Raw genomic sequence first — 23985 nt, 5'->3', positions numbered from 1 at the left:
GCGCAGTACGGGCAATGGGTCACGCCGCTGACGCTAAGAAGCGCGCGTTAACCCGAAGCTCCGCAATGTTTCAGGCCGGGAAAATGGCCCGCTCAGAGCAGCTCGGTCACGTGGTGAGCAGCTCGTTCCAAGCCCGCAAACGACCGCGGCGTTGACAACGGGTGCAACGCGTGCACGGCCAGCCGGTACAGCACCGCCCGCACCAGCGCCTGCTCCCACTCGGCCTGGTGGCTCCACCGGTGGAACAGGCCGGCGTCCGCGCCGCCCCACGCGACGGCGTCCACCGCGACCACGGCCGCAGCCCACTCGGCCGGCCGCCAGTACGCGGCGAAGTCGATGACCGCGGGCGGCGCGGTGCCGGCGAACAGCACGTTGCCGAACAGGTCGCCGTGCACGACCTGCGGCTTGAGGTTGATCGGCTTCTGCACCTCGGCGAGCAGCTCGAACAGCCGGCCGCCGAGGTCGGCGTCGAGCGGCACGTCCTCCTCGCCCCACGCCAGGCGGTCGGCGACGGCGAACACGTCGGTGCGCGCGTCGAGGAACCGGGGTCTGGGCAGGTCCGCCGTGGCCTGGTGCAGGCGCTGGGCGACGGCGATCACCTCGTCGTGGCGTGCCTCGGCGCGGCCGGCGAGGAACTTGGTGGCCGACCAGCCGCCGACGACGTAGCGGCCGTCGGTGGACCGCAGCGGGCGGCCGATCCTGAGGTTCGGCACGTCGAGGTTGTCGAGGGTCTTGGCGATCCAGGTGGCCTCGGCGGGCCGGGGCGCCGGGCGGATCGTGGCGTCGCCACACCGCCACGCGGGGCCGCCGTCGATGAGCTCTGGTTCGGCGTCACGTGCCCCGAACGCCGCACGCACGTGCGCTGGGGGCGGTTCGGGACTGCGGGTCACGGCTGGGCACGCTACCTGGCTGGACCGTCCGGGTGGTGGACCACGACACGACCGATTTTCACGTCACCACGTTCGGGTCCCCTGCTCCGGCGTCTGCAAGTACCACCGACAGGGTGGTTGGCAGTACTTGCAGACGCCGTCGAGCGAGGAGGGATCAGTACGTCGGCAGGCTCGGGTCGACCTCGCGGGCCCACGCCAGCACACCGCCGCCGACGTGCACGGCGTCGGAGAAACCCGCCTTGTGCAGCGCCGCGAGCGCCTCCGCGGACCGGGCGCCGGACTTGCAGTGCAGCACGAGCGGCTTGTCCTGCGGCAGCTCCGAGAACGCCTCACCCGAAAGGATCTTGTCCTTCGGGATGAGCACCGAGCCCGGGATCTTCACGATCTCGTACTCGTGCGGCTCGCGGACGTCCACCAGCAGGAAATCCTCGCCGGACTCCTGCTTGTGCTTGAGCTCGAGCGGCGTGATCGTGTTGCCCGCGGCGGCCTGCTGAGCGTCCGTGGACACGACACCGCAGAACGCCTCGTAGTCGATCAGCTCGGTGATCTTCGGCGACTCCGGGTCCTTGCGGATCTTGATGGTCCGGTAGGACATCTCCAGCGCGTCGTAGACCATCAGGCGGCCCAGCAGCGGGTCACCGATGCCCGTGAGCAGCTTGATCGCCTCGGTGACCATGATCGAGCCGATCGACGCGCACAGCACGCCCAGCACGCCGCCCTCGGCGCACGAGGGGACCATGCCGGGAGGCGGCGGCTCCGGGTAGAGGTCGCGGTAGTTGAGGCCCTGACCGTTCGGCGCGTCCTCCCAGAAGACGCTGACCTGGCCCTCGAACCGGAAGATCGAGCCCCACACGTACGGCTTGCCCAGCAGCACCGCGGCGTCGTTCACCAGGTACCGCGTGGCGAAGTTGTCCGTGCCGTCGAGGATCAGGTCGTAGTCGCGGAAGATCTCCAGCGCGTTCTCGGAGTTCAGGTGCGCCTGGTGGAGCACGACCTTGACGAACGGGTTGATCTCCGCGACCGAGTCGCGCGCGGACTCGGCCTTGGGGCGGCCGACGTCGGACTGGCCGTGGATGACCTGGCGCTGCAGGTTCGACTCGTCCACGACGTCGAAGTCGACGACGCCGAGCGTGCCGACCCCGGCCGCGGCCAGGTACAGCAGTGCCGGGCTGCCCAGGCCGCCCGCGCCGACGACGAGCACCTTCGCGTTCTTCAGCCGCTTCTGCCCGTCCACCCCGACGTCCGGGATGATCAGGTGCCGGCTGTAGCGCGCGACTTCTTCCTTGGTCAGCTCCGCGGCTGGCTCAACGAGCGGCGGAAGCGCCATGCTGGTCCTCCTCGACGAATGTCTCCGTGTCCGAGACAACGTCTACCCTGCCTCGACTCTTCCCCGTTGGAAAGCCGTCTCACCCAGCGGGAAACGCGTTCGGCTTGCACACCTTGCCGTCGGCGGGCACCACGTCCAGACCGGCGTTGAGCTGGGCGACGAAGTCGTTCGAGACGCCGAACGTCTGCTGCATCATCACCGGGGCCGGCGCGTCGGTCTCCTGGCAGGCCGCGTGGCCGCTGCCCAGGGCGTGACCGACCTCGTGGTTGATCACGTAGTTGCGGTACCCGGACAGGTCGCGGCTGTAGACCATGGCGCCGCGCACCCAGCGGGCGACGTTGATGATCACGCGCTTGCTCTGGTTGTCGTAGCACGACGTCTCGAACGGGATCTCCTTGCCGCAGATCGCGTGCGTCGTCTTCGTGCTGGTCAGGATGATCGTGAAGTCGGGGTTCTGGTTCGCCTCGACCCGTTGCAGCGCGACCGTCTTCGTGCCGATCCAGCTGCGCGGGTCGGACAGGAAGCCCTCGACCGTGCGCCCGAACGCCGCCGCGTCGTCGTTGTAGTCCGCGGGCCGCACGCCGTCCTCGATGGCGATCGCGTACCGGCGGAACTTGGCCGCGTTCGCCTCGCCGACGCGCGGGCCGCTGCCCGGCACGGCCTTGAACGTGCCGACGCCGTCCTGCGAGAAGTCCGGGCCCGGCGGCAGCTCGGCGGTGGGGATGTTGAGCTGCGGCTTCTGCCCCTGCACCTCGGTCGCGGGCGGCTCGACGGGGTTGACCGGCGTCTCGGCGCCGTTGGTGCCCCCGGCGTCGCCGGACGGCGTCTTCGGCTGGACCGTGTCGAGCACCACGAGGGCGGTGAGCACGACCAGCACCGGGATCGCGTAGATCCGCCAGCCGTAGTGGGAGACGAGCCGCTTCACGCCACCGGGCCTGCGGGGTCGCTGCAGCCGCCCGGTGCCCTCCGGCTCCCAGGCGGCGGCGAGCGGTTCCGCGCTGGTCCGCCGCGCGCCACGGCGGTAGCGGTCTGCGGGCGGAGCACTTCGTCCTCGCTCGGGGGCGCGATTCACGTCGCCCAGGGTCCCACACCCCCTGTATGGCCGTCGTTCGTCACCATGAGTGCCGGTCGACCGCCTCCCACATGCCCAGCACCGCCCTCGCGACGGTGGCGGGCCGTTCCATCTGGGCGACGTGCCCGGTGTTGGGCAGCACGAGCAGTCGTCCCTTGGGCAGCAGCTGCGCCGTGCGGGGTCCCTTGCGGACGCTGACCAGCCGGTCGTGCTCGCCCCACAGCACCAGCGTCGGCGCCTGGACCTGCGGCAACAACCGCCACAGCGACTTCGCGCCCGGCGTGAGCCAGTGCGTCATCAACCCGACGGTGCTGCGGTTGAGCGCCCGGCCGGCCCACCGCTGCCGCGCGCGTTCCTCGTTCTCCGCGATCGACTCCTCGATCCGGTTGTCGGGCACGATGCTCGGGTCCGCGAAGCAGAGCTGGAGCATCTGCCGGGTGCGGTCGTGCGGCGTCAGCTTCGCGAGCTCGCGGCGCACCCTCGCGCCGATGACCGGCAGCACGGCGAGCGCCATCCGCGGGTCGGACATGCGGTCCAGGCGCGGCCGCAGGTCGGGCACGGCCGGCGAGACCAGCGTGAGCGTGCGGACCAGGTCCGGCCTGGTCGCGGCGACGATGACCGAGATCGCACCGCCCATGGAGTTGCCGAACAGGTGCACGGGCTCGCCGCGGGTCTCCAGGTAGCCGATGACCGTGCGGGCGTGCGTGGCGAGGCTGAAGTCGTAGCCGGGGATCGGCTCCGACCGCCCGAAGCCGGGCAGGTCGATCGAGGAGCCGCTGACGTGGTCCCGCAGCTGCGCCGCGAGGTCTGTCCAGTTGGTCGCGCTCCCACCGAGCCCGTGCACGTAGACCGCGGGCGGCCCGTTCCCCGGCGTGACCCTGACGTGCACCTCGTGGTCGTCGATCCGGCAGAACTCACCCGGCCAGGGCGGCTGGTCGGTGTCCAGCGGCGGCAGCTCGGCCGTGGACAGCGGGGCGGGGATCAGCGTGCTCATCTCCCCAGGATGCGGGAACCGGGCGGGAGATGGTTCCCTCAAGTGGGCTACCAGCGAGTAAGGTTGGCCACGCCGCGGTCGGCCGGCGCTCGACCCGACGGCAGTGATGACCAGTGCTGGAGGCACCATGACGGAGACGGCGCAGAGCGCACCCGCAGGCAGGGGCGTTCGACTGCCGCGCACCGCACGCCGCGCGCAACTGCTGGCAGCGGCGCAGGACGTGTTCGTCACCAACGGCTACCACGCCGCGGCGATGGACGAGATCGCGGAACGCGCGGGCGTGTCCAAGCCGGTGCTGTACCAGCACTTCCCGGGCAAGCTGGAGCTGTACATGGCCCTGCTCGAGTCCCACGTGGACGAGCTGGTCGGCCGCGTGCGCACCGCCATCGGCTCCACGACGGACAACAAGCTCCGCGTCCGCGCCGCCGTGGCCGCGTTCTACGACTTCGTCGACGGCGAGGGCCAGGCCTTCCGCATGGTCTTCGAGTCGGACCTGCGCTCCGAACCGGCGGTCCAGTCCGCGGTCGAACGCGCCACCACCGACTCGGTCGACGCCATCACGGACACCATCACGGCCGACGCGGGCCTCGACCCGGAGCGCGCACGGCTGCTGGCCGTCGGTCTCGTCGGGTTGTCGCAGGTCACGGCCCGGTCGTGGCTCGCGGACAACCGCCGGGTGCCGAAGGAGGACGCGGTGGCGTTGATCTCCAACCTGGCGTGGCGCGGGATCGGCGGCGGGTTCCCGCTGCAGCACTGACGTGACGCGAACGGCCCCTCACCCACGCGGGCGAGGGGCCGTTCGACCGAGTGCGAAGCTCACATCAGCGCGGCGATGCGTCGCGCCACGTCCTCCGACCGTTCCAGCGGCAGCATGTGCCCGGTCTTCGGGTAGATCACGAACTCCGCCGACGGCAGCGCCTCGGCGATGGCCCGCGCGTGCCGCATCGGCGTCAGCAGGTCCCAGGACCCGGCCATCACCACAGTCGGCACGGACGACAGCACCGCGAGCGCTTCCCGGCGCTGGTGCCGGGTGAGCTCCTCGCGGAGGCCGACGAACGCGGTCCCGGTCGTGTTCCCCGCCATGGCCGCGGCGGCGCGCACGTCGGACCACCGGGGACGGCGGCCGAAGGTCACGCGCAGACCGGGCGCGAGCACCCGGCCGAACCCGATCTTCGGGCGTGTGACCAGCCATTTCGCGGCCAAGCGCTCGACGGCGTTCACCGCGGGGAGGTTCCCGCACGACGTGGCGATCAGCGCCACCCCCGTGACGCGCGCGAACAGTTCTGGGTGGGACTCGGCGAGCGCCATGATGGTCATGCCGCCCAGCGAGTGGCCGGCCAGCACGATCCGGCCGGTGGGGGCGTGCTCCGCCAGCACGGCGGCGAGGTCGTCGGCCAGTTCCGCCAGGGTCGGGGACGGGCCCTCGCCGGGGGAACGGCCGTGGCCGCGCACGTCGTAGCGGACGACCCGGCCCGGCAACGCCTCGGCGACGCGGTCCCACGTCGTGAGGTCCATGGTCCAGCCGTGCAGCAGGACGGCGGTCACGCCGGCGGACGAGGGCCCCGACGTGACGACGTTCAGGCGATCAAGAACGAGCGGCGCCACGAGCGCATCCCCGGCTTTCCGACGAGTCCGGCCTCCTGCAGGAACGACATGATCCGCTCACCGGACCAGCGGATGGTCTCCTGGAAGCGGGGGTTGGCGAGCGCCTGGCGGCGGGCCTCGCGCACGTCCAGGCCCACGGCCGCGTAGACGTCCGGGTTGACGATCGTGCGGGTGATCATCATCGAGACGTAGCCGATGAGCCACTTCTGGTACGGCTTCTCGAAGCCGCGCAGGCCCTCCATGCCGCGCAGCAGCTCCTCGCGGGCGAACCGGACGTGGCGGGCCTCCTCCAGCACGTGGATGCGGTTCACCATCCGCACGAGCGGCTGCACGGTCTCGTCGTTCATCGCCTCGCGCTGCAGGCGGTCGAGGATCTCCTCGGCGACCAGGATCGAGCCGTACATCGCGGGGCCGTAGCCGATCGCCGGCAGCAGCTTGCCGAGGCGGTGGGTGTGCTTGACCGGGCCGTACGGCGGGCAGCCGACGCGTTCGACCAGGCGCGCGAACATCGTGGAGTGGCGGCACTCGTCGGCCACCTCGGTCAGGGCGTATTGGGCGTGCCGGGTCGTGGGATCGGAGTTGTAGACGACCTTCACCAGCATCTGCATCAGCAGCAGCTCGAACCACAGGCCGACGGACGCGATCGAGGCCAGCTCGTGCTTCGAGAGCTCGATGCGCTGCTCGTGCGTCAGCGAGTCGTACAGGGGTGTGCCGTAGAGCGAGATGCGCTGCTCAGGGATGTAGAAGAGACCGTCGACCAGCGGTGCGGACCAGTCGATGTCCACCTCCGGGTCGTAGAACTTCTCCGCGGACGACTTCAGCAGCCTCTCCGCCGTCTTCTCCCGATCGGCGACCCTCATCGGTTGCCCTCCCCGGTAAGTGTTACTTGAGGTAACGGTTACTTCTGGTAGCGTGCGTCACATGGCACGCACTGTCAAGGGGCCGGACGCGCGACGTGAGCGGTGGAAGGGTCATCGCGAGCAGCGCAGGGCGGAGTTCGTGGAGGCCACGATCGCCGTCGTGGCCAAGAAGGGCCCCGACGTCGGCATGGAGGACGTCGCCGCGGAGGCGGGCGTCAGCAAGCCCGTGCTGTACCGGCACTTCACCGACAAGTCGGACCTGTACCTCGCGGTCGGCCAGAAGGCCACCGAGCTGCTGATGGAGCGGATGGGGCCCGCGCTCGCCGCCGACGGCCCGATCCGCGCCCGCATCGAGCGGATCGTCGACGCCTACCTGTCGGTCATCGAGGAGAACCCGAACCTCTACCGGTTCGTCGTCAAGGGCTCGTTCGTGGACCGCCCGGTGGAGAAGGACGTCGCGCAGGAGGACAAGAACCTCATCGCCGCGACGCTGGCCCGAATCCTCGGCGACTACCTGCGCGCGTTCGACATGGACTCCGGCGGTGCCGAGCCGTGGGCGCACGGCCTCGTCGGCATGGTGCAGAACGCGGGCGACTGGTGGCTCGAACGGCAGACCATGTCCCGCGCGAACCTCAGCGACTACCTCGCCACGATCATCTGGCACGCCATCGACGGCCTGCTGCGCGCGGGCGGCATCCAGATCGACCCCGAACAGCCCCTCACCCAGCTGCGATTGGTGGACTGATGAGCGAGCACGACCACGACGAAGAGGGTTACACCGGCGCGGCCACGCTCGTCTTCGGGGAGGAGGAGGTCGCGGTCGAGGTCGAGCTGCGCGGCTACTTCCAGCCGATCGACGGCCGCTACCACTGGTACGGCCGCGTGAAGAAGAACGACGAGGTCACGAACCGGGTCGAAGCGGGCGCGCGGACCGCGCTGCTGCGCACCCCCACCGGGCAGGCGGAGGGGACGCTCACCGACCAGGACCCGTGGGGCCGGTACCGGGTCGGCGGCACCTCCACGCCGCCCTACCGGGTCGAAGAGCCCGCCGGGCACTGACGCCGAACAGCGAGAAGGGCCCCGGTCGCGATGACCGGGGCCCTTCTCGTCGACCGTGCTTCAGGCGCCGAACCCGACCTTGCGCGAGTCCTGCGGGCCGATCTCCACGTACGCGACGCGGCCAGCGGGCACGACGAACCGCGCACCCTTGGCGTCCACCAGCGACAGCACGCTGGACTTGCCGGACACCGCGTCCGCCACCAGAGCCTCGACCTCGGACGGGTTGAGCTCACTGGTCACGACGAGTTCCCGCGGGCTGTCCGCGACGCCGATCCTGACCTCCACGCTGACCTCCGTGCTCAAGAGAAAAATCTACGGCCGAGCCTACCTAGCCCAGACCCAGCTGCGTCATGCGCCGCGCGTGCGACTGCTGGAGACGGCGGAACAGCTGACCGATCCCAGCGAGGTCCCCCGACCCCCTGATGATCAGCTCCGAGAGCCCGTCCCGCTCCGCCACCACGTACTGGGCCTGCGTCAACGCCTCTCCGAGCAGCCGGCGGCCCCACAGCGCGAGCCGGTCGCGCACCCGCGGATCCGACTCCACGGCGGCCCGGACTTCGCGCTCAGCGAACGCCGAGTGACCCGTGTCGGCGAGCACGGCGAGCACCAGCTCGCGGGTCGGCTCGTCGTCGAGCCACGCCGCGACCTCGCGGTAGAAGTCCGCGGCGAGGCCGTCGCCCACGTACGCCTTCACCAGCGACTCCAGCCACGACTTGGGGCTCGTCGACTCGTGGAAGGCGTCGAACCCGGTGACGAACGGCGCCATCGCGTCCTCGACCCTGAGGTCGTGCTCGGCCAGGTGCTTCTGCAGCAACGTGAAGTGCCCGATCTCCGCGGCGGCCATCTGCGCGAGCGCGGCACGCCCGGACAGCGTCGGCGCCGAGCGGGAGTCCTCCGTCATCCGGTCGAAGGCGGAGAGCTCGCCGTAGGCCAGCGCTCCAAGAAGATCAACAACACCCTCCGCAACACCCATGGCCCGAACTCTAGTGGCGCGACCGGTGCCCACCGCCCGTCACGCCGCCCGTCACGCGCTCGGCCTGCTCCGAACGGACCCGCCGCGTGCCCCCAGCACGTGCTCGTCAGGCGTGGGAGCGGTCCCGGCAGGCCCCGGTGCCGGTCGTGTTCGGCGTAGCAGGTGGTCAAAGGCGTCTTTCCAGGTAGAATGTGCAACAGGCGCCCGGCGTGACGAGTGTGACGACCACGCTGTGACCCCTGTCGTTCCTGGGCAGGCGCCGCGAATGGGTGCGTGCACACCTTTCCCGCAGCTCCATCGGAGAGCGCGGTCGAGAGGCCCGGCCAGGGCTGAGTGCGCGCTGGTACGAGAGAGGCTGATCACCCTGACCGCTGAAGTAGAAGCACATCTGGACCCGGTTCTCCTGGAGCACAGCGAGACCGTCCCCGTCGAAGACACGTCGCACCCGCTGCAGGCCGACGCCCCGGTGCGCACCGACTCCCCCACGTTCGCCGAGCTCGGCGTGCGCGACGAGATCGTCAAGGCGCTCGGCGAGGCCGGTATCGAGCGCACGTTCGCCATCCAGGAGCTGACGCTCCCCATCGCGCTCGCCGGTGACGACGTCATCGGCCAGGCGCGCACCGGCACCGGCAAGACCCTCGGGTTCGGCGTGCCGCTGCTGCACCGCCTCGACACGCCCGGCGACGGCACCCCGCAGGCCCTCGTGGTCGTCCCCACCCGTGAGCTGTGCCTCCAGGTGACGCAGGACCTCACCGCCGCGGCGAAGCACCTGGGCGTGCGCGTGACCGCGATCTACGGCGGCATCCCCTACGAGCGGCAGATCGCACAGCTGCGCAAGGGCGTCGACGTGGTCATCGGCACGCCGGGCCGCCTGCTCGACCTGGCCGAACAGCGCCACCTGGTGCTCGGCAAGGTCGGGATGCTGGTGCTCGACGAGGCCGACGAGATGCTCGACCTGGGGTTCCTCCCCGACATCGAGCGCATCCTGAACATGGTTCCCGACCAGCGCCAGACGATGCTGTTCAGCGCGACCATGCCGGGCCCGATCATCACGCTGGCCCGCACGTTCCTGACGCAGCCGACGCACATCCGCGCCGAGGAGAACGACGCCGGTCAGACGCACGAGCGCACCAAGCAGTTCGTGTACCGGGCGCACTCGATGGACAAGCCGGAGATGCTGGCCCGCGTGCTGCAGGCGCGCGACCGCGGCCTGTCGATGATCTTCGCGCGGACCAAGCGGACCGCCCAGAAGGTCGCCGACGACCTGACCGAGCGCGGGTTCGCCGCGGCCGCCGTGCACGGTGACCTGGGCCAGGGCGCGCGCGAGAAGGCGCTGCGGGCGTTCCGCAGCGGCAAGGTCGACGTGCTGGTGGCCACCGACGTCGCGGCCCGCGGCATCGACATCGACGACGTGACGCACGTCATCAACTACCAGTGCCCCGAGGACGAGAAGACCTACGTCCACCGCATCGGCCGCACGGGTCGCGCCGGTCGCGAGGGTGTCGCCGTCACGTTCGTCGACTGGGACGAGACCGCGCGCTGGAAGTCGGTCAACGACCTGCTGAACCTGGGCCAGGACGAGCCGCTGGAGACCTACTCCACGAGCGACCACCTGTTCGCGGACCTGGGCATCCCGTCCGGTTCCACGGGCCGGCTGCCGCTCAGCCACCGCACGCGGGCCGGTCTGGACGCCGAGGAGGAGGAGAAGCTCGACGACGGCAAGCGCAAGCGCCGTCGCCGCACCGGCACCAAGGGCGCGGGCGAGCAGGCCGCACCCGAGGCGGCCGAGGAGACCAGGCCGAAGCGGTCCCGGTCGCGCACCCGCAGCCGCGGTGGCGTGTCGCTCGCGGGCGAGCAGACCGAGGCGCAGGCACCCGCCGAGGCCGCCGAGAGCTCCGCGTCGGACAAGCCGCGCCGGCGCCGTCGTCGTCGAACCTCTGCCGAACAGGCCGCTCCTTCGGCAGACTGATCACCATGTCCACCCCCGGTTCCGACGTCACCGATGTCGAGGACGTCCTCGACGAGCCCGAGCACGACCCGGCGCCCGTCGAGGAACGTCCGCGTGCCAGGTCCTGGCGCACCCGCGCCGACTTCGTCGCGGTCGCGCTGATCGCGGTCGCCGCGGTTGTCGCGTCCGTGCTGACCTGGGCGTTCAGCGATGCACGGGCCACGACGTCGGTCACCGGGCCGTCCACCTGGCCGCAGCTGCCCGAGGTGGCCGCCCTGCCGCCGACGCTCGGCGAGGTCTGGCGCGCGAAGAGCGGTGCGACGCCGTGGCCGGTGGTCGTCCAGACCCAGCTCAAGGAGACGGGCGAGGAGAAGCCGTCGACGGTCGTGACCGGCGACGGCGGCGAGGTCACCGGGCGCGACCCGCTGACGGGTGACGCGCGCTGGAGCTACACCCGTGACCTGCCGCTGTGCGTGGTGGGCACGGGCTGGGGCCGCGCGATGGCGCTGTACTCCAAGGGCACCAACTGCTCCGAGCTCACCTCGCTCGACGGGGTGAGCGGTGAGCGGAAGGCGCAGCGCACGGGTGACGCCGAACCGGGTGCCGCGCTGCTGAACGAGGGCTCGCACCTCATCACGACCGGCGACCGGTTCGTCGAGGTCTACCGCCGCGACGACCTGGTGCGCTCGATGGAGTACGGCGCGCTGCGGGCGATCGTGAACCCGGGCAAGCAGCCGCGGGTCGGCTGCTCCTACGGCTCGATGGCCGTCACGTCCGGCCGGGTGGCGCTGGTGGAGCGCTGCCCGGACGACGGCTCCGACCGGATCACGGTCCTCAAGCCGAACCCGGACAAGTCCGACGAGCCCAAGGTGTTCGCGAGCGTGCTGACCGGCGGCAAGAACGCCCAGGTCGTCGCCGTCACCGACCGGCTGGTCGCGGTCGCGCTGCCCGACCCCGGCCGCATCGTCGTGTTCGACGCCGAGACCGGCTCGCAGGTCTCCGAGGCGCCGGTCGACCTCCCCTCCACCGACTTCACCGACCCGCCGCGCCACGTGGCGCGGTCGTTCACGACGGCCACGAACGTGTTCTGGTTCAGCGGCTCCAAGACGGTCGCGCTGGCGCAGGACTCGCTCACTCCACAGTGGACCGCGGACGCCACGTCCGGTGCCGGCACCACGCTCGCGGGGCGCGCGTTGGTCCCGGTGCGCGAGGGCCTGCGGGTGTACGAGCAGGCCACGGGCGCGCTGGTGGGCACGATCCGGGTGAACCGCGACGGCTGGACCGGCCCTGTGCAGCTCGCCACAGCCGGACCCGTGGTCCTCGAGCAGCGTGGCGAAACCCTGGTGGCGCTGCGATAGTTCGTGAGGTGTACTCGCAGATCAGCCCGCACCGGGCAGCACGCGTCGACCTCCCCGGCCGCTACGGCACGATCGCGGCGTTGCGCGCGCCGGCGGTCGACGACGCGCTGCGGGTGACGGCACTGCTGGTGCCGGGGTACACGGGGTCCAAAGAGGACTTCTGCCCGATCCTCGACCCCATCGCGGACGCCGGGTTCGAGGTGGTCGCCATCGACCTGCCCGGCCAGCAGGACTCCGCCGGTCCCGACGACGAGGCGCTGTACCGGCCGGGCCCGCTGGGCGCGGTCGTGGCGGAGCTGGTCGAGAAGATCGCCGCGGAGGGCCGCCGGGTGCTGCTGCTCGGCCACTCCTACGGCGGTCTGGTGGCGCGTGCGGCGGTGTTCGCGGGCGCACCGGTCGCGGGGCTCACGCTGATGTCGTCCGGTCCGGCCGAGCTGCCCGCCGGGGAACGCCGTTCGGTGCTGGAGGTCGGCGAGCACGTGCTGGCCGAGCAGGGCGTCGAGGGCACGCAGCGGCTGAACGAGCTGCGGTCGTCGCGGAACCCGGCGTGGGCCGCGCTGCCGCAGGAGCTGAAGGACTTCTACCGCAACCGCTTCCTCAGGTCGCCGGCCGCCGCGCTGCTCGGCATGGGCAACGGGCTGCGTTCCGAACCGGACCAGGTCGCGAAGCTGTCGCGGGCGCTGCGGTCGTCCGGTGTGCCGGCGCTGGTGGTGTGCGGTGACGCCGACGACGCGTGGAGCCCGGCCGTCCAGCGGGACATGGCCGAGCGGCTGGACGCGGACTTCGCGGTGCTGCCGGGCGTGATGCACTCCCCGAACACCGAGGCACCGCACGAGCTCATCGCCACGCTGCTGCCGACCTGGCGGGCCTGGCTGGCCCCGTGACGAGCACAAGGCCAGCCGGAACGCGCGGTCGGTGGCCGTCACGTCGAGCGTGACGGTCTCGAACCCACCGGAGCAGACCGGGCCCTCGCGGCAGGTGCCGCCGCTCGCGATGCCGCCGAGAGGACGAACGCGAGCAGCGCCGCCCAGTCCGCGCACCCGCCGTGCTCCTCGCCGACGCTCAAGCTCTCAGGCCCGAGCCCAGCCCCCTACGCCCACCAGAACGTCCACAGCGTCGCCCCCGACACCGCCAGCACCGCGAGCGAGGCCACCGGTGCGCGCCAGTCGGCGTAGCGGTCGGCCACGATCTGGCCCGCGATGACGAGCACCGCGGCCACCACGTGCGCGGTCACCGAGAGTCCGCCGGGGCCCGGCAGGTCGCGGGAGTTCGCGTAGAACTGGACGCCGATGTTCCCCAGGGCGAGCAGCACCAGGCCCACCGCGAGCACCCCGCTCACGGCGCGCAGGACTCCGCTCATCCGCGCCGGCCGCTTTGCTTCGACTTCCACCTCAGCCACCCTACGGGTCCCCGATCACCCGCGGCCGGAGGGCCGCCGGCGGTCTCACGGCGCCAGCAGCGACCACGGCTCGATGGCCGGTGCCGCCGCCTGCCCCTCCGGGCAGCTGCGCCGGAAGTCGCACCACTGGCACTGCCTTCCGGTCTGCGGCGGGAACAGGACGTCCTCGTCACCGCCCGCCTTCAACGTCTCCGCGGCCAGGTCGATCTCGTCCGCCGCCTCCTCGGCCCGCCGCACGTGCCGGGCCAGCGACTCCTCCGTGTGCTCCCACACCGCCACCGACCCCGACGGCAGGTGGTGCAGCTCGACGCGGCGGCACGGCTTGCGCAGCGTGCGGCGCGCGGCCAGCGCGTACAGCGCCAGCGCCTGCGAGCCGCGGGCGTCGTCGGCGTCCAGGACGTGCCGCCCGGTCTTGTAGTCGACGATCACCAGCTCGCCGTCGCGGTGGTCGATCCGGTCGACCCGCCCCTCGGCCACGATCCGCTCGGTCGGCGACGACACCCACCGCTCCACGCCCAGCGGCTCGAAGTCGACGTCCAGCCCCGCCACGTAGTCGTGCACCCACCCGCCGGCGCGGGCCCGGTACTCAGCGGCCTGCTCGGCGTCGCGGAAGCCCTCCGACTTCCACTGCCGGTTCACCAGCGCCACGGCCTGGTCCGGCGTGCGCTTCTCGGCGGGCAGGTCGAACAACGCCTTCAACGCGTTGTGCACGACCGCGCCGAGCGTGTTGTGCGCCCAGGCCCCGCCCCTCGGTGGAGTGGGCCGGTCCAGGTACGTCATCCGGTAACGGCGCCGGCAGCTCGTCCACGTCGAGAGCTTCGCGGGCGTGACGCGCACGAGCCGGCGTGGTGCCGCGGTGCCGAAGTCGAAGCCGAGTTGTTCCACCCCAACCAAGTTACTCAGTCACCCTGACATTTTTGGATTGCCCCTGCTTCGCGGGCGGCGGTGCGTTCGCGGAAGATGAACGGCATGGAGATCTGGCACAACCCGCGCTGCTCCAAGAGCCGCGCCGCCAAGCAGCGCCTCGACGACGAGGGCGTCGAGTACACCGAACGCCGCTACCTCGACGACGCCCCGACCGCGGAGGAGCTCGACCACGTCCTCACGCTGCTGGGCAAGGAGCCGTGGGAGATCGCGCGCACCAAGGAACCGGCCTACCCCGCCACCCTGGAGCACGACCGCGTGAAGTGGATCGAGCACATGGTCGCCAACCCGAGCCTGATCGAGCGCCCGATCCTCATCGACGGCGACAAGGCGCACATCGAACGGTAGAAGCGCTAGACGCCCGACGTGATGAAACCCTGCACGGACGACGCGACGAGCTGTACGGCGATCGCGGCCAGCAGCAGACCGGCGATCTTGGCCATCAGCAGGATTCCGCTCTCCTTGAACACCTTGATCAGCAGCCCGGCCGACCGCAGCGTCCCGAGCAGCACGAGGTGGACGGCCACGATCGCCGCGGCCAGCGCCAGGTAGGAGCCCACCGCCCCGTCGGCCTGCCGGACGAACACGATGGTCGCCGCGATCGCACCCGGCCCGGCCAGCAGCGGCGTGCCCAGCGGCACCAGGGCGATGTTGACGTCCTCGACCTCGGGGTGGTTCGTCGCGCCCTTGCCGGTGAGCAGGTCGAGCGCGATGAGCAGCAACAGCAGCCCGCCCGCGCCCTGCAGGGCGGGGATGCCGATGTGCATGTAGGCCAGGATCGAGTTGCCCGCGACGGCGAACAGCGTGATCACCAGGAACGACACCAGCACGCCCTGCCGTGCGGCGCGTTTGCGGGCGTCGCGAGACTTGCGGCCGACCAGCCCCAGGAACACCGGCACGGTGCCGGGCGGGTCCATGATCACCAGCAGCGTGATCGTGGCCTCGATGAAGAGCCGCACGTTGAACACGAGTCACCTACCCCACGAGGATCTTGCCGCCCGTCGCCCGTTCGGCCAGAGCATCCAGCACCTCCGGCGCCGTCGTCTCCGCGCCGAGCCGGACGGTCTTGTTCGTGCCGTGGTAGTCACTCGACCCGGTGACGAGCAGCCCCAGTGACCCGGCCAGCGACCGCAGCGCCGCCCGCGTCTCCTGGTCGTGGTCGGGGTGGTCGACCTCGACACCGGTCAGGCCGATCGAGGCCAGCCACTCGACCACCGAGGGTGCCACGACCGGGCCGCGCGACCGGGCGAAGGGGTGGGCCAGCACCGTCACGCCGCCCGCCTCGGTGATCATCTCGATCGCGCGCTCGACGGGGGTGTCCGTGCGGCCCACGTAGTAGGCGCCGCCGGTGAGGAACGTCGCGAACGCCTCGTCGACCGACGCCACGACCCCGGCGCGGATCAGCGCCTGCGCGAGGTGCGGGCGACCGGCCGGCGCGTCGAACGGCAGCCGCTGCATCAGGTCGACCGGGTCGACCGGGAAGCCGTCGGCCTGCATCATCTCGGCCATCTTCTGCAGCCGCTGCCTGCGCTCCTGGCGCAGCCGCGACTGCTCGACCATCAACGCCGCGTGCGTCGGGTCGTAGAGGTAGGCCAGCAGGTGGACCGTGATCGTGCGGCCGTAGCCGTCAGGGCACTCGCACGACAGCTCGGCGCCGCGCACCAGCCGCAGGCCGGGTGGCAGCGCCGCCGTGGCCTCCGCCCAGCCGGCCGAGGTGTCGTGGTCGGTGATGGCCACCGCGTCGAGCCCGGCTCTGGCCGCCGCCCTCACCAGCTCGGCGGGGCTGTCGGTGCCGTCGGACTCGGACGAATGGGTGTGCAGATCGATGACCACGTCGTCCAGTGTGGACGACGTGGTGCACAGCCCGTGTTACGGGACCATCTTCTTCCCGCGGGCAGCCCGCTGCGCCTTGATCATCGAGAACCGCTCGGCCTGCGCCTTCTTGTCGCCGAAGGTCAGCTCCGAGATGGCGTCGTAGACGTCCTCCGGGTCGGGCAGGAACTCCAGGCGGTTCAACGCCTGGATCTGACCGGCCGACTCGACGATCAGCGTGCCGTAGCCGAACATGCGGCCGGCCACCGTGCGCTCGTAGGTGAGGTCGGTGACCTTGCCGATGGGCATCATCGCGACCTTGGTCTCGAAGACGCCCGACGTCAGCATGAACCGCTTGTCGGTCACGACGATGCGCTCGACCCACCACTCGATGATGAAGTAGGCGAGCCGCAGGAGCACCAGCAGCGCGCCGTACCACAGCACGTTCTGGATCACTCCGGCGTTGGCCGGGAGCAGGTACGAGATCATCATGAAGCCGGCGAGCAGTGCCGCCGCTTCGAGCACGTCCCAGATCAGGTACGACCAGTGCCTGCGCACCCGGATGACCCGACGCTCACTCGACAGCAGGTAGTCGTCTGGATCACGTGGTGCGAACATGCGCTACCAGCCCTTCCTGGTACCAGCCAGTGCCCTGTCTGCCCTGCTCCTGGCCTCCCAGCGGGAGCCGGGGAGCCTAGAACAATTGTCGCACGAAGGTGATCAGGGCCTCAGCCGCAGTGCGGAGCGAGTTGAGGATGTTCTGCACCAGCTGCGCTGCTTGCTGGGGCTCCGCGATGAGGAAGAACAGCAGCAAGGCAATACCGGCGAAAGTGAGGATCTTCTTCAAGTTCACGGTGTCCACCCCGTCCGCGTTCGCACCCGTTTGGCGCCGTTCGTGACCGTTGTACAGCACGACCGATCGCCTTGGGAGATTTGTACCGCAGCTGGGGTAGTCCACCGCACCGCCGTTCCGGTGTGACTACGCTTCGTGATCATGACGGGGAGCAGCGGGGGCATGATCCGGTGTGTCGGCGGCGTCGTGCATGACTCGAACGGGCGACTGCTGCTCGTGCGACGGGCCAACGCACCAGGTGAGGGCCTGTGGTCGATACCGGGTGGGCGCGTGGAGCCGGGTGAGGCGGATGAGGCTGCTGTGACCAGGGAACTGCTGGAGGAGACCGGTTTGGTGGTCACGGTTGGTCACCTCGTCGGCAGCGTCGAGCGACCGGCCCCGAACGGGGTTTTCCTCATCCACGACTACGAGTGCCAGGTCAGGTCGGGTGTGCTCCGAGCGGGCGACGACGCCTCGGAGGTCGCTTGGGTGGACAGTGCGACCTTGGCCACACTTCGGACCGCCGAAGGGCTCGTGGAAACGCTCTCCGGCTGGAACTGCCTGCCCAGGACCTGATCGGGGTTCACACGAACGGGCGGCGGCCTTCAGCGCCAAACGAGACGTTGCCCGTGCGCCTCGGTCGTCGCCAGGGTCGCACTGGAGGGTTCGCCGTCACGCACCCGGATGAGGCGCACCTCACCCTCCTCGTGCGCCGCCCACCAGGAGTCCCTGCCCAAAGTGGACAAAGCGGGCACCAGGTCGAGTCCCGACCCGCTGGTGACGACCACGAGCGGCGCGTCGATCGGGTCGGCCGCCTTCGCGAGGTCGGTCACCGGGTCGCCGGCGACCAGGCGGGGCGGGTTCTTGCGCAACACCCCCGACGCGACGCCGAAGAGCCGCAGCCGCTCCGGCTGGTCGGCCCACACGCAGGCCTCCAGCCACGCGTAGGCGTCCTCGTCGGCCAGGTCGGCGGGCGAGACCCCGATCCCCGCCTTCGCGGCCACCTTGACCGCCTTGGGCAGCTTCGGCAGGACGGCACCGGGCGCGAGCTCCAGCGCGCAGTGCAGGCCCAGCGCGGCCTTGGCGGGCCCGGCGACGACCTGGCCGGCCTCGGCTGTCTGGTAGCGGTAGGAGTACTGGTCGAGCCCGAGCAGCAGGCCCGCGGTCGTGGCGGCCTCGACGAGCCCGATCGGCCCGCCGGCCTGCTTGGCCGCGGCGGCCACCGCCGGGTAGAGCAACGCGGCTCGGCGCACCTCGTTCGTCTGGACCACCTGGGTGGAGACCAACGCGCGCACGCGTTCGGAACGCTCCAGCAGGAAGTCCCGGAAGAGCGGCCACGTGCTCTCGTCCGCGCCGTAGGTGCCGCCCAGCGACGGGTAGTAGTTCGAGAGCCGGTGGAACGGCTCGGCCTGCACGAGCCGGTGCGCCGCCGCCAGGAGGAGCTCGCCCGTGGCGTGCTCCTCGCCGGCGGCGGTCAGCAGGTCGGCGACCTCCGGATCCTCGGCGGCGCGCGACGCGAGGTGCTCGTAGAGCGGCGAGGTCGCCGCCGCCTCCAGGCCGAACTCGCGCAGGCGCTGTCGTGCCAGGTCCAGAGAAGTCACTTCACTACCCCACAATCAGTCCGCCGCAGGTTCAGGGCGCCCGGGCTGCTCGCCACCGCGGGCCTCGCCGTAGGACTGCTTCGGCACCATGACCTTGCGCCTGAAGATGCACACGACCGTGCCGTCCTGCTTGTAGCCGCGAGTTTCCACGTAGACCACGCCCCTGTCGTCCTTCGACTTGGACGGCGTCTTGTCGAGCACCTCGGTCTCACCGTAGATCGTGTCGCCGTGGAACGTCGGCTTCACGTGCCGCAGCGACTCGATCTCCAGGTTCGCGATCGCCTTGCCGGAGACGTCGGGCACGGACATGCCCAGCAGCAACGAGTAGACGTAGTTGCCGACGACGACGTTCTTGCCGAAGTCCGTCGTGTTCTCCGCGTAGTTCGCGTCCATGTGGAGCGGGTGGTGATTCATCGTGAGCAGGCAGAAGAGGTGGTCGTCGTATTCCGTCACCGTCTTGCCGGGCCAGTGCTTGTAGACCGCTCCGACCTCGAACTCCTCGTAGTACCGACCGAACTGCACCGCGCCTCCAACTACGTGTGATCGAGATCTGTCCCAGGTGGGGAGACAGTGTTATGGGAGGGGGAGTAGTCTCGGCAACCGGTGTGTGAGGATTTCCACCACCGACGACTTCGCCCCGAGGAGGTGAGGACCCCTAAATGAGCAAGGACCCCCACCCTGCCAGTACCAAGCGCGTCCTCACCGAGGTGGCCCGCTAGATCGTTCCAGTTCTAGGCGGTTCGAGCTTTCCCGGTCAGGACGCCCGTCGTGTTCACGATCTTCGACGACGTGTGGCCCTGGAGGAACTCACCATGCCCAGCCTGCCCTCGATCCGCGGCCGCGGTGCGCAGCAGCGCCCCGCACCGCCGCACATCTCCGTGCCGTTGTCGCACTACGTGGTCGACTGCGCGGTCTACGTCGACGGCAAGCGCCTGCCCGGCCGCTGGACCCACACCGACGCGGTGAAGGAGGTCCGCAAGCGCAAGGACGGGTTCGTCTGGATCGGCCTGCACGAGCCGGACGCCGAGCAGATCGAGGGCATCGCCGAGACGTTCGGGCTGCACGAGCTCGCCGTCGAGGACGCGGTGCACGCGCACCAGCGCCCGAAGCTGGAGCGCTACGACAACACGCTCTTCATGGTCTTCAAGACCGTGCGCTACGTGACGAACGAGTCGCCCGACACCGCCAACGAGATCGTCGAGTCCGGCGAGATCATGGTGTTCCTGGGCAAGGACTTCGTCATCACCGTGCGGCACGGCAACCACTCCGGCCTCTCCCGGCTGCGCCACGTGCTGGAGGACGACCCGGAGCGGCTGGAGATCGGCCCCGCCGCGGTGATGCACGCGATCGCCGACCAGGTCGTCGACAACTACCTCGAGGTCACCGACCACATCGAGGACGACATCGACCGCATGGAGGAGCGGGTCTTCGCGCCGCGCACCGAGGTGAGCGCCGAGCAGATCTACATGTTCAAGCGCGAGGTCGTCGAGCTGCGCCGCGCGGTCATGCCGCTCGCGAACCCGTTGCGGCGCTTGGCGGAGGGCTACACGCCGCTCATCCCCGAGCAGGTGCGGGCGTTCTTCCGCGACGTCGACGACCACCTCACCGAGGTCTCCGAACGCGTCACGGCGTTCGACGAGCTGCTGACCACGCTGGTCGACGCGACGCTCGCGAAGATCACGCTGCAGCAGAACACCGACATGCGCAAGATCACCTCGTGGGTCGCGATCATCTCCGTGCCCACCATGGTTGTCGGCGTGTACGGCATGAACTTCGACTACATGCCCGAGCTCAAGTGGAAGTTCGGCTACCCCCTGGTGATGAGCCTGGTCCTCATCGCCTGCCTGACGCTCTACCGAATACTGCGCCGAAATCGCTGGCTGTGAGTCCTGATTTCGCACGCATTCTTCGTTGTAGAAGGGCCCCGTCATGACCAGGCTGCTGACCAACATCCGGTTCTGGATCCTCGCGTTCCTGCTGTGCTGGATCACCACCGTGTTCGTGCTGATCTCCGGAACGCCCTGACGTGCACGACCGGCTGCGCAACCTGCGCTTCTGGATCCTCGTCTTCGCCGTCGGCTGGCTCGCGATGGTGTTCGTCTCCATCGCGACCTGGTCCGAACCCGGTGGGGACACGCCGGAGGAGCTGGCGGCGGAGGTGACGAGTGCGTTGCGCGCCAACGACTTCCACCGGCTCCAGCCGTTGCTCGCCGTCGGCGGCGAGGACGTGGCGAAGTCGACGGTCGAGCACTTCGCGACAGCGCGCGTGGACGGCGGGTTCTACCGCGACGGCGCCGTCGTCGTGCAGTACACCCGTTACGGCACGCGGTCGGAGTTCACGGCACCCGTCGAGGAGAGGGACGGCCGGTACGTCGTGAACCTGGTGGTCACTCCCACGGGGTGACGTTCCAGGTGAACGGGATGCCGTGGCCCTCGCCGACGCCCAGGCACAGCGAGATCCCGGCCGGCCAGAGCTTGAGCATCAGCGCGAACCTGTAGTCGATCTCGCGGCGCGGTTCGAACACCAGCAGCGCCAGCGGTGCCGTGGGCGTCGCCCTCGCCGCCGCGTCGGCGAGCACGGCCCTGCCCATCGCCCGGTCGGCCGGTGAGACGTACTGCCAGACCACCGAGTGCCACACGACGGTGAGCACGTCGCGTTCGGCGCGGGCCAGCTGCCGCGCGAGCCACTCCGGGCCCGCCGACCGGTCGACCCGCACCGGGTCCGCCGCGGCGAGGTCGAGCGCGGCGCGCAGCCGGTTCCACCGCCGCAGCTGGTCGGCCCAGACGAACGAGCTCAGGTGCAGCCGGCCGTCCTCGGTGGACACGTCGACCGGGTCGAGGTCGCAGCCGGCGCGCCCGACGACGCGCAGCCGGTGGCCGAGGTCGGCGGGCGGGCGGCCGGTCCACTCCGGGTCGAGCACGAGGGCGCTGCCGGGGTCGCCGAGCACCCTGTCCGGCAGCCGGTAGCCGACGTGGTGCGGGCGCAGGTTGAGCCCGCCGCTCGCACCGACCTCCAGCAGCCGCACGCAGAACGGCACGTGCCGGCCCGCCGCCCTGGCCGCCTCCTGCGCCGCGACCAGCAGGCCGCCGTAGAGGGGCGCGCTGCGGCCGGGTTCGTTCGTCTGCACGACCGTGGCGCCGACCCGCCGCCGCAGCAGGTCGGCGTGCTCGTCGAGGGCGGGCAGCGCGTCCTCCCACAGCCGCGGCAGGTCGGGCCGGCCGCCGACGGACGGGTAGTGCTTCGCGAGCGCGGGCGCGCGTCCTTCGAGGACGAGCCGGTGCACGGCACCCGCGAACCGCAGGCCGGGCACGCTGCCCTCGCGGTCGCGTTCGGCACCGGCCATGACCCGCGCGGTGACGCCGCCGCGCCGGAGGTCCTCGGCGGCGTCGGTGAGGAGTCGCTGGGTCAGCGGACTGCGGTCGCGGCACCCGTGGGCGGCCGCGGCGAACAGCTCGGCAAGCACGCCGTCGACGCTAGTGGCAGCGCTGTCCCGCGTCATCCCGGCGCAGCGTCATTACGCTGCTGGAATGCCTCGAATCCTGGCGGTGGCCGACGAAGTGGTCGAACAGCTGTGGACCGATCAGGTGCACCAGCACTCGGACGTCGACCTCGTCCTGGCGGCGGGCGACCTGCCGTTCGACTACCTGGAGTTCCTGGCCAACGCCCTGGACAAGCCGCTGGTGTTCGTCCCCGGCAACCACGACGCCGACCTGTCCGGCTACTCGAACGTGCGCGGCCTGTGGACCAAGGCAGGTGTGCCGGTCCGCTGGCCAGGTCCACCCGGTGCGGTGAACGCGGACGAACGCGTGGTCGACGTCGCCGGCCTGCGGATCGCGGGCCTCGGTGGTTCGATCCGCTACAACAGGGGTCCGAACCAGTGGACGGAACGGCAGCAGGCCCGCCGCGCCCGCCGGGTCTCCCGGCTGGCCGGGTGGCGCAGGCTGCGGGACGGACGTGGCGTGGACGTGCTGCTGACCCACTCACCGCCGCTCGGCTGCGGCGACGAGCCCGACGCACCCCACCGCGGCTTCTCCTGTCTGCACGACCTGGTCTCCCGCCTGCAGCCGGGCTTCCTGCTGCACGGCCACATCCACCCGCACGGCGTCCCGCGCCCCGACCGCCTGCTGGGCGGCACGCGCGTGGTCAACGTCGTCGGGCACAAGGTGCTGACGATCCCCGGAGCCCCCGATGAGACGTGACACCGGTTTCCCCCTCGCCGACGCCGAGAACGACTTCACCCGCGCCCGCCGCCGCCAGGTGATGTCCCGCCTGGCGGCCTGGCTGCGCCGCGAGCCGGACGACGTGAACATCATGCTGCCGTTCCACGAGGTCGTGGACGCCCTCGGCATGGTCTCGGAGAAACGCCTCGGCCTGCAGAACATCCGCCTCGACTCGATCGTCGGCAGCGTCGACCGCGGCCGCGACTTCGACCGCCGCTTCCGCCCGACCTCCGGCCGCGTGCGCGAACGCTGGCAACGCCTCGCCCTGGCCGCCCGGCGCGGCGAGAACGTCCCGCCGATCGAGGTGTACCGCATCGGCGAGCTGCACTTCATCATCGACGGCCACCACCGCGTGTCCGTCGCGCACGCCATGGGCCTGTCCACGATCGACGCCTACGTGACGCAGGTGATCACCCGGATCAACGCGGCCGGCATCCGCTACCGCGGCGACCTGATCGTGAAGGACTACCGCCGCCTGTTCCTGGACCGCGTGCCGCTGACCGGGGAGGCCCGCGCGGACGTCGTCCTGTCCGACCCGTGGGACTACGCCGAGCTCGGCGAGTGCGTGGAGGCGTGGGGCTTCCGCCTGTCGCAGGACGAGGGCGAGTTCCTGGACCGCGCCACGGTCGCCCGCCGCTGGTACACCGAGGAGTACCGGCCGGTCGTCGCACTGCTGCGGCAGGCCGACATGATCGGCGACCGCACCGAGGCCGAGGCCTACCTGTGGGTGGCGGCGGAGCGGTACCGCCTGATCAGGACGCACCGCTGGGACCCGGAGGTGATCAACGCCGTCCGCGCGGAGGCACGACCGCCCGGCCGGCCGACGCGCGGGTAGCGGGCTGGGAGTGTGGGGGCGCGGGCGGGGCGTGGGGTGCTGGGTTGCGGGCTAATGGCTTGCGGGCCGGACGGGTGGTGGGCTGGCGGGCTGGCGGGTGGCGGGCTGGCGGGCTAATGGCTCGCGAGCCGGGCGGGTGGTGGGCTGGCGGGTGGCGGGATGGCTGGCCGCTGGCCAGGCTGGTGGTGGGCTGGCGGGTCACGGGCTGGCGGTCGCGGCCGAGCACACCGCCAACGCTGCCCGCGTGCCGGACACGGCTCGCGGGCGACGCGGGT

General features: G+C 70.9%; 29 protein-coding genes. 12 read left to right on the top strand and 17 right to left on the bottom strand.

The window, feature by feature from the left end; genetic code table 11:
• Window positions 1–92 precede the first annotated feature (92 nt).
• The 4 genes from AB0A63_RS07265 to AB0A63_RS07250 form a co-directional block, all read right to left on the bottom strand.
• Entirely contained in the window at window positions 93–890 is a 798-nt protein-coding gene (locus tag AB0A63_RS07265; RefSeq protein WP_360386346.1) for a TIGR02569 family protein, read from the bottom strand.
• Between the two features lie 154 nt (window positions 891–1044).
• A complete protein-coding gene (gene moeZ / locus AB0A63_RS07260; protein ID WP_360386343.1) occupies window positions 1045–2217 on the bottom strand; it encodes an adenylyltransferase/sulfurtransferase MoeZ in 1173 nt (390 codons plus the stop codon).
• A gap of 79 nt (window positions 2218–2296) precedes the next feature.
• Window positions 2297–3289 carry a DUF3152 domain-containing protein gene (locus AB0A63_RS07255; protein ID WP_360386341.1) on the bottom strand — a complete coding sequence of 331 codons (993 nt, stop codon included), beginning with the start codon at window positions 3287–3289 and terminating at the stop codon, window positions 2297–2299.
• 40 nt (window positions 3290–3329) lie between these two features.
• Window positions 3330–4283, bottom strand: coding sequence for an alpha/beta fold hydrolase (locus AB0A63_RS07250; RefSeq protein WP_360386339.1), 954 nt, complete (start codon window positions 4281–4283; stop codon window positions 3330–3332).
• 127 nt (window positions 4284–4410) lie between these two features.
• On the opposite strand from AB0A63_RS07250, the gene AB0A63_RS07245 reads away from it, so the two are divergent.
• Window positions 4411–5040, top strand: a complete 630-nt coding sequence (locus tag AB0A63_RS07245; RefSeq protein ID WP_360386336.1) for a TetR/AcrR family transcriptional regulator — start codon at window positions 4411–4413, stop codon at window positions 5038–5040.
• 59 nt (window positions 5041–5099) lie between these two features.
• Here AB0A63_RS07245 and AB0A63_RS07240 read toward each other — a convergent pair whose 3' ends face one another.
• Window positions 5100–5888 (bottom strand): alpha/beta fold hydrolase, encoded by a 789-nt coding sequence (locus AB0A63_RS07240; protein ID WP_360386333.1) that lies wholly within the window; start codon window positions 5886–5888, stop codon window positions 5100–5102.
• Complete coding sequence (locus AB0A63_RS07235; RefSeq protein WP_360386331.1) at window positions 5861–6748, bottom strand: diiron oxygenase; 888 nt, start codon at window positions 6746–6748, stop codon at window positions 5861–5863. Before AB0A63_RS07235 ends, AB0A63_RS07240 begins: the two co-directional genes overlap by 28 nt.
• A gap of 61 nt (window positions 6749–6809) precedes the next feature.
• On the opposite strand from AB0A63_RS07235, the gene AB0A63_RS07230 reads away from it, so the two are divergent.
• Together AB0A63_RS07230 and AB0A63_RS07225 are read left to right on the top strand one after the other, a co-directional pair.
• On the top strand, window positions 6810–7493 hold the full coding sequence (locus AB0A63_RS07230; protein ID WP_360386328.1) for a TetR/AcrR family transcriptional regulator: 684 nt from the start codon (window positions 6810–6812) through the stop codon (window positions 7491–7493).
• Window positions 7493–7807, top strand: a complete 315-nt coding sequence (locus tag AB0A63_RS07225) for a DUF4873 domain-containing protein (RefSeq protein ID WP_360386325.1) — start codon at window positions 7493–7495, stop codon at window positions 7805–7807. Before AB0A63_RS07230 ends, AB0A63_RS07225 begins: the two co-directional genes overlap by 1 nt.
• A 60-nt stretch (window positions 7808–7867) precedes the next feature.
• On the opposite strand, the gene AB0A63_RS07220 is transcribed toward AB0A63_RS07225, so the two are convergent.
• Together AB0A63_RS07220 and AB0A63_RS07215 are read right to left on the bottom strand one after the other, a co-directional pair.
• On the bottom strand, window positions 7868–8092 hold the full coding sequence (locus AB0A63_RS07220; RefSeq protein WP_053739329.1) for a DUF3107 domain-containing protein: 225 nt from the start codon (window positions 8090–8092) through the stop codon (window positions 7868–7870).
• A 43-nt stretch (window positions 8093–8135) separates the two neighbouring features.
• Complete coding sequence (locus AB0A63_RS07215) at window positions 8136–8780, bottom strand: ferritin-like fold-containing protein (protein ID WP_360386323.1); 645 nt, start codon at window positions 8778–8780, stop codon at window positions 8136–8138.
• Between the two features lie 265 nt (window positions 8781–9045).
• Here AB0A63_RS07215 and AB0A63_RS07210 point away from each other — a divergent pair, with 265 nt between their 5' ends.
• The 3 genes from AB0A63_RS07210 to AB0A63_RS07200 are packed head-to-tail and all read left to right on the top strand — an operon-like array spanning window position 9046 to window position 12970.
• Window positions 9046–10749 carry a DEAD/DEAH box helicase gene (locus tag AB0A63_RS07210; RefSeq protein WP_360386320.1) on the top strand — a complete coding sequence of 568 codons (1704 nt, stop codon included), beginning with the start codon at window positions 9046–9048 and terminating at the stop codon, window positions 10747–10749.
• Window positions 10750–10754: 5 nt separating this feature from the next.
• On the top strand, window positions 10755–12086 hold the full coding sequence (locus tag AB0A63_RS07205) for a hypothetical protein (RefSeq protein ID WP_360386318.1): 1332 nt from the start codon (window positions 10755–10757) through the stop codon (window positions 12084–12086).
• 8 nt (window positions 12087–12094) lie between these two features.
• Entirely contained in the window at window positions 12095–12970 is an 876-nt protein-coding gene (locus AB0A63_RS07200; protein ID WP_360386315.1) for an alpha/beta hydrolase, read from the top strand.
• Between the two features lie 206 nt (window positions 12971–13176).
• Here the strand turns inward: AB0A63_RS07200 and AB0A63_RS07195 are convergent, their stop codons facing one another.
• Entirely contained in the window at window positions 13177–13476 is a 300-nt protein-coding gene (locus tag AB0A63_RS07195; protein ID WP_360386312.1) for a hypothetical protein, read from the bottom strand.
• Window positions 13477–13530: 54 nt separating this feature from the next.
• Window positions 13531–14370, bottom strand: coding sequence for a PD-(D/E)XK nuclease family protein (locus AB0A63_RS07190; protein WP_360386310.1), 840 nt, complete (start codon window positions 14368–14370; stop codon window positions 13531–13533).
• 84 nt (window positions 14371–14454) lie between these two features.
• On the opposite strand from AB0A63_RS07190, the gene AB0A63_RS07185 reads away from it, so the two are divergent.
• Window positions 14455–14757 carry an ArsC/Spx/MgsR family protein gene (locus AB0A63_RS07185; RefSeq protein ID WP_360386308.1) on the top strand — a complete coding sequence of 101 codons (303 nt, stop codon included), beginning with the start codon at window positions 14455–14457 and terminating at the stop codon, window positions 14755–14757.
• Window positions 14758–14762: 5 nt separating this feature from the next.
• On the opposite strand, the gene AB0A63_RS07180 is transcribed toward AB0A63_RS07185, so the two are convergent.
• The 4 genes from AB0A63_RS07180 to AB0A63_RS07165 all read right to left on the bottom strand — a co-directional run bounded on the left by AB0A63_RS07180 (window position 14763) and on the right by AB0A63_RS07165 (window position 17074).
• Window positions 14763–15377, bottom strand: coding sequence for a MarC family protein (locus AB0A63_RS07180; RefSeq protein ID WP_360386305.1), 615 nt, complete (start codon window positions 15375–15377; stop codon window positions 14763–14765).
• A gap of 7 nt (window positions 15378–15384) precedes the next feature.
• Window positions 15385–16242, bottom strand: coding sequence for a PHP domain-containing protein (locus tag AB0A63_RS07175; RefSeq protein WP_360386303.1), 858 nt, complete (start codon window positions 16240–16242; stop codon window positions 15385–15387).
• Window positions 16243–16278: 36 nt separating this feature from the next.
• Complete coding sequence (locus AB0A63_RS07170) at window positions 16279–16839, bottom strand: PH domain-containing protein (protein WP_360386300.1); 561 nt, start codon at window positions 16837–16839, stop codon at window positions 16279–16281.
• A gap of 76 nt (window positions 16840–16915) precedes the next feature.
• The gene (locus AB0A63_RS07165; RefSeq protein WP_170067890.1) at window positions 16916–17074 is read right to left on the bottom strand and encodes a hypothetical protein; all 159 of its coding nucleotides are present in this window, start codon (window positions 17072–17074) and stop codon (window positions 16916–16918) included.
• Between the two features lie 141 nt (window positions 17075–17215).
• Between AB0A63_RS07165 and AB0A63_RS07160 the strand changes: the two genes are divergently transcribed.
• Window positions 17216–17629 (top strand): NUDIX domain-containing protein, encoded by a 414-nt coding sequence (locus AB0A63_RS07160; protein WP_360386298.1) that lies wholly within the window; start codon window positions 17216–17218, stop codon window positions 17627–17629.
• A gap of 29 nt (window positions 17630–17658) precedes the next feature.
• Here the strand turns inward: AB0A63_RS07160 and AB0A63_RS07155 are convergent, their stop codons facing one another.
• Together AB0A63_RS07155 and AB0A63_RS07150 are read right to left on the bottom strand one after the other, a co-directional pair.
• Entirely contained in the window at window positions 17659–18654 is a 996-nt protein-coding gene (locus AB0A63_RS07155; protein ID WP_360386295.1) for a DUF2332 domain-containing protein, read from the bottom strand.
• A 15-nt stretch (window positions 18655–18669) separates the two neighbouring features.
• Window positions 18670–19176: a MaoC family dehydratase gene (locus AB0A63_RS07150; RefSeq protein ID WP_360386292.1), complete on the bottom strand. Its 507-nt coding sequence runs from the start codon at window positions 19174–19176 to the stop codon at window positions 18670–18672.
• 290 nt (window positions 19177–19466) lie between these two features.
• On the opposite strand from AB0A63_RS07150, the gene corA reads away from it, so the two are divergent.
• Window positions 19467–20540 (top strand): magnesium/cobalt transporter CorA, encoded by a 1074-nt coding sequence (gene corA / locus AB0A63_RS07145; RefSeq protein WP_360386290.1) that lies wholly within the window; start codon window positions 19467–19469, stop codon window positions 20538–20540.
• A gap of 140 nt (window positions 20541–20680) precedes the next feature.
• Complete coding sequence (locus tag AB0A63_RS07140) at window positions 20681–21058, top strand: hypothetical protein (RefSeq protein ID WP_360386287.1); 378 nt, start codon at window positions 20681–20683, stop codon at window positions 21056–21058.
• On the opposite strand, the gene AB0A63_RS07135 is transcribed toward AB0A63_RS07140, so the two are convergent.
• Window positions 21042–22118 (bottom strand): DUF2332 domain-containing protein, encoded by a 1077-nt coding sequence (locus tag AB0A63_RS07135; protein WP_360386285.1) that lies wholly within the window; start codon window positions 22116–22118, stop codon window positions 21042–21044. The genes AB0A63_RS07140 and AB0A63_RS07135 overlap by 17 nt on opposite strands.
• A gap of 64 nt (window positions 22119–22182) precedes the next feature.
• On the opposite strand from AB0A63_RS07135, the gene AB0A63_RS07130 reads away from it, so the two are divergent.
• Both AB0A63_RS07130 and AB0A63_RS07125 read left to right on the top strand, forming a co-directional pair.
• The gene (locus tag AB0A63_RS07130) at window positions 22183–22854 is read left to right on the top strand and encodes a metallophosphoesterase (RefSeq protein WP_360386282.1); all 672 of its coding nucleotides are present in this window, start codon (window positions 22183–22185) and stop codon (window positions 22852–22854) included.
• Window positions 22844–23710 (top strand): chromosome partitioning protein ParB, encoded by an 867-nt coding sequence (locus tag AB0A63_RS07125; RefSeq protein WP_360386279.1) that lies wholly within the window; start codon window positions 22844–22846, stop codon window positions 23708–23710. The genes AB0A63_RS07130 and AB0A63_RS07125 overlap by 11 nt, the downstream gene beginning before the upstream one ends.
• The last annotated feature ends 275 nt before the right edge of the window (window positions 23711–23985 follow it).

It is taken from the genome of Lentzea sp. NPDC042327 (assembly GCF_040647275.1).
GTDB lineage: Bacteria > Actinomycetota > Actinomycetes > Mycobacteriales > Pseudonocardiaceae > Lentzea.
The sequence above is the reverse complement of the archived record's forward strand: the minus strand, read 5'-3'. Positions and strand labels throughout refer to the sequence as shown.